3 protein-coding genes are annotated in these 4,798 nt (G+C 49.1%); all 3 read right to left on the bottom strand.

The features are described from left to right. Positions 1-250: 250 nt before the first annotated feature. On the bottom strand, positions 251-1,567 hold the full coding sequence (locus AAGC78_RS21660; RefSeq protein ID WP_435786189.1) for a glycoside hydrolase family 19 protein: 1,317 nt from the start codon (positions 1,565-1,567) through the stop codon (positions 251-253). A 392-nt stretch (positions 1,568-1,959) separates the two neighbouring features. Further along, complete coding sequence (locus tag AAGC78_RS21655) at positions 1,960-3,255, bottom strand: glycosyltransferase (RefSeq protein ID WP_435786188.1); 1,296 nt, start codon at positions 3,253-3,255, stop codon at positions 1,960-1,962. After that, positions 3,255-4,556 carry a TIGR03862 family flavoprotein gene (locus AAGC78_RS21650; RefSeq protein WP_435786187.1) on the bottom strand — a complete coding sequence of 434 codons (1,302 nt, stop codon included), beginning with the start codon at positions 4,554-4,556 and terminating at the stop codon, positions 3,255-3,257. The genes AAGC78_RS21655 and AAGC78_RS21650 overlap by 1 nt, the downstream gene beginning before the upstream one ends. Positions 4,557-4,798: the final 242 nt, after the last annotated feature.

The raw sequence follows: 4,798 nt of genomic DNA, 5'->3' as shown, positions 1-4,798 counted from the left end.
CCAGATAGCCAACGCCCACAAAATGCCGACAAGCAGAACTCCACTCCAAATAGGAGTGCGAATTTGCTGCGCACAATTGCGTTCCTGACGATACATAAATTTACCGAAGGCGGGATTGAAGAGCAGATGGGGTGATATTTTAGTTATTCAAGCTACAACTTAATCTTCAAAGAATAAAAATGGGCCCCATAAAAAAACACCGCGCAAATGCGCGGTGTTTTTTTATCAAACGATTAACAAACCAAGCTCATTAACAGCCTAGATTATTACCCGCAGTTCCGCCAATAATCTGGAGGATGCGGTTGAACTCATTGATACGGCTTTGCACTTGCGCAGTGTTTCCGCCATTACATTCGATTGCACCGTTAATAGTACGGATGGTTTCACCGAAGCCATAGTTATTAACAATGTTGTCGTGCGCAGGGCGATAACCTGATCCGCTCTGGGTCATCCAGAACCAGATTGCTGTCTGCCAGGCTACTGTCGCGTTTTGCTCAACAATCTCAGGGTTAGCACGCAAATTCAAACCTAACGCAGCACCAGCAGCACAGTAGTTACCGTTGTGGCTCAATTGGATCGGACCACGGCCGTAGTATTGCTTGCCTGGCTCACATGGACAGGTCGCCAAATTACCCCAATCACTGCAGTACAAGCCACGCGCAATCTCGGTAACGTGTACGAAACTGCCAGTCTCATGGGAGAAGTTGGCGAGCGCTGCTGCTGCTTCACGTTTTTTCAGTTGGAGATCACCAGTGCCTGCAAACGCAGGATAGGTTTGGGTAGCGGCCACTAAACCTGCATAGGTGTAGAAAGGATTGCGACCAGGGAACATTTGGTTAAATTGCGTTTCGCTCACTACAGCACCAAACCCGGTACCGGTATTAGGTGTAGATGAGCTTGAGTTACCAGAACCGTTACAGCCGCTGGTTGGCTCCCAGAACCAGGTGCTGATCAATGGATCGTAACCGGGGTTGTCATACTTCGCGCGGAAAGTACCACCGTTGTAGCTAACGGTATTGCCTGCGTAATACATTCTTCCCGCAACCCACGCAGCGCAACTGCCGTTATTGCCAGAGCTGCTTGAGGTATTGGTGCCGCCGGGGCAAGAAGCAACCGGCTCCCAGAACCAGGTACTGATCACTGGATCGTATCCAGGGTTCTCGTTTTTAGCGCGATAGAAAGCGTTGTTGTATCTCACTACCACACCAACAGTGTAGTTAGTGCCCGCAGCCCAGTTAGGGCAGTTGCCGCCGGTTGATGGGGTGCTTGAAGTAGTGCCGGAAGGCGTGCTCGAACGCGGTGTTGAACTGGTGGTGGTTGTACCGCAAGAGCCAAGATTGGTCCAAGCCTCCGCTGCTGCCCAACCTGTGCCGGGTGCGTATGGGCCGCCGACGGTGCACCAGCCAGCCACTTTACAGCTAAAAGCGCTACCCGCGTTCTGCACGATCGCATTGTTATTGTAGGAGCGGCCATCTACATATTGCGCCACACCGCTACAGTTATAGGCGTAAGCCTGTCCTGCACATAAAAATACCGCGGCCATGCCGAGAAGTTTTTTAATGCTCATGATTATCTGTCCTGTTTTTATTACCCCTGACAAGGGGATGGTTGATTTATTAAAAACGGTTTATCCAGACGACATACGATGGGTGGTGTCCTGAGAGCGGAACATTCCTGGGGAAGTAGAGATACTTCGGGTGACTAAATGGCACCCATACAACCGATGCAACTGAATTCGTTTTTCACTTATCGTATTTGCTGTGAATGGGAGTCGCCGGATACGACCCAAGGCTATTCACATGATTCAGGCAGGTACAACGTGCCGAAAAACAGGCTATGCCCATCAGACAACGTTGTCAAACAATTGCGTCACATTCCCGAGTAGCACCTTTAAAGATCTAAAGTGGGAAGGTGAAGTACGAATTTAGGAGAGTAGATAAGCAGGTACGAGAAAAAGAATTACTTATTTTTCGCTTCAATCCACTGCCCCATATATTGGGTGCTTTTATGATGATGGTGACGAAGCATTTGACCGATGAAGTTATCGCTGCGCTCGCGCTGGATATTGTCGACCAGTTCCGCAAAACGATTCTGTAGCGCGAGGGAATAATTTTCGCGATAAAAGTAATCGCGCAAAATAGTGAAGCCCTGCTGCTGTTTTTGCTGCCAGATATTTTCCTGCTGATAAAGCCTGACCGCCTCATCAACAAATACTTCGGCGCTATCCGCAACAGCACCACCCCAAGGCAATCCACCACTCATGGACTCAACACCAATGCTGGTGGTGATCGATGGAGTGCCGCAGCGCATGGCATCCATTAACTTGCCTTTGATACCCGCACCAAAGCGCAAGGGGGCGAGACACACTTTTGCACTTTGCATAACCAGTTGCGCATCAGCAGCCCAACCTTTGATATGAAATCCTTCTTTCACATTGTGCAATTGCGTCGCTTTGGGCGGTGGGTAGGCGCCATAGATATGCAGTTCAGCCTGCGCCATTCCCGCAGCAGAAAGTTGCGCGCGAATCATCGACCACAACTGATGCTTGAGCCAAAGCACCGAATCCCAGTTGGGTTCATGGCGAAAATTGCCTATCGCAATAAAATGCTGGCGATTTGAAAAATTGTGAACTGTTTCCGATTCAATTGCAGATTGCGAAAGGAATGGGCAGTAGAAAAGTAGCTGTGATGGAACAGAAAAATAACGCTGCAACAATTCGATTTCAAATTCTGAAATCATTAACGAAAGATCACAGCGGAGAATTGCAGCCACTTCGCGCACCGCCATATCACCAGCGCACATCTGTTTATAAAGAACATCGCTATCAGCGGTGACAGGAGCAACCGATTGTTTTTCTTTTTCACTCGCACACAATTTTTGTGCGGACTTCAATAACTGCTGGCGCGCATGGCGGAGGCTGTGCAGATCTTCGGTATCGAGAATTCGTAACGCGTCAGGGCAGGATTGCTCAACACGCCAACCAAATTGCTCCTCGGTAAAAAAGCGATCAAATAACACCAGCGATGGCTGCAGCTCGCGCAAAAACTCATCAAAGCTGCTGCAATTCAGCGCGATTGTTTTTTCTTCCACGCCGATGCTATTTAAATCAAAGCGATGTTCTGATAACGCAGCTGCCGATGCAAAAGTAACTTGATAATTCATCTGCAATAGCAACTGCACCAGCTCCAGCATGCGAGTGCCCGCCGCTGATGATGCCGGCTCCGGCCAAACATAACCTATTACCAATGCGCGCATTAACGAACATCCCGCAAGTAACGCACTACGCCGAATCCTGCTGCGCGCCCACTGGCAAAACAACCAGTCAACAAGTAGCCGCCAGTAGGTGCATCCCAATCGAGCATTTCACCGGCGGCAAACACACCGGGGATTTTTTTGAGCATGAACTCAGAACTCAGTTCTTTGGTCGCGATACCACCAGCACTGCTAATTGCTTCATCGATTGGACGCGTTGCAGTGAGCGTTAGTGAAAGCTTTTTAATTGCCAGCGCCAGTAGCGCAGAATTTTCAAATGTATTTTTTGTAGTCAGCTCACGCAGTAAAGCAAGCTTGACGGGGGACAGATTTAGTTGCTTACGCAGAAAGTTGCTGAGCGAATTTTTCTCGCGCGGTTTATTCAACCGCTGCACAATTTTATCTGCGGACAAATCCGGCAAGAGATCAATATTCAGCAACGCCGAACCATTTTGTGTGAGGCTTTCGCGCAGATATTTTGACAACGCATAAATACCCGTTCCTTCAATACCATAATTGCTAATAATGGCTTCAGATAAAACGCTGCGCGACATTCCCTGTGCATCGATACAACTCAACCCAACACCATGCAAAGGCGCGCCCGCATGCTGGCTAAGTAAAACCTCGCTCCAGGTCGCATCAAATCCGCAATTACTCGGCACCAATTCATTCACTTGCACATTGCGCTCGCGCAACAGCGGAACCCAAGCGCCATCGGAACCTAATCGTTGCCAGCTCGCTCCACCTAACGCCAAAAGCACTGCATCAGCAGTAATCGTTTTGGTAATGACTCTTTCGCCATCAGGCGCAGAAAAAATTAATTCTTTGTCATCATCCCAACCCAACCAACGATGACGCGGATAAACTTTTACACCCAAGTCGCGCAGACGATGCAACCATGCACGCAATAGTGGTGCTGCTTTCATATCTTTGGGAAAGACTCGACCGGAGGTACCCACAAAGGTTTCAATTCCCAAACCATGCACCCAACTCTGCAGAGCGGTTGCATCGAATTGTTTTAATGTATTGAGAAATTGAGCATTTGCGGAATAGCGCGCGCGAAAATCTTCCGCCGGTTCTGCGTGAGTAATATTCATCCCACCCACACCAGCCAATAAAAACTTTCGCCCCACGGATGGCATTGCATCGTACACCGACACAATATGCCCTTCAGCAGCAATAATTTCCGCCGCCATTAAACCCGCAGGGCCACCACCGATAATTGCTACGGTTTTAGCTGGGGAAGTATCAAAAATATCGAATTGTTTCAAAATAAAAACGCCGATGAGAAATTGATTCTGCATCGGCGTTTTTAGTGTTGTTGAAAGCTATCTATTTATTTCCGCAGAGCTGGCGGAATGGATTCCGGTGTTTGCTCGGAGACCGTGGCCCGCATGGACGCGGGCGACGCCCCCCCAAGGATGGGTTCACGGCGTGTCTCAGAGTAAATGCCGGAAGCCATTACGCGGGGAAATAGATGCTATTGCAAAACACTGGCCTCAAACGGCGATGCAGGCAGACCGGCGCTATTATACAGATTTGCCCC

The organism is Cellvibrio sp. (assembly GCF_039207905.1).
In the GTDB taxonomy this organism is placed as follows: Bacteria; Pseudomonadota; Gammaproteobacteria; order Pseudomonadales; family Cellvibrionaceae; genus Cellvibrio.
Note: the sequence above shows the minus strand (reverse complement) of the source record. Positions and strands in the feature narration are given on the sequence as shown.

Bases quoted from the DNA above. Each gene is read 5' to 3' on its own strand.
- AAGC78_RS21650 (WP_435786187.1), bottom strand. From the start codon at position 4,556: ATGCAGAATCAATTTCTCATCGGCGTTTTTATTTTGAAACAATTCGAT.
- AAGC78_RS21660 (WP_435786189.1), bottom strand. From the start codon at position 1,567: ATGAGCATTAAAAAACTTCTCGGCATGGCCGCGGTATTTTTATGTGCA.
- AAGC78_RS21655 (WP_435786188.1), bottom strand. From the start codon at position 3,255: ATGCGCGCATTGGTAATAGGTTATGTTTGGCCGGAGCCGGCATCATCA.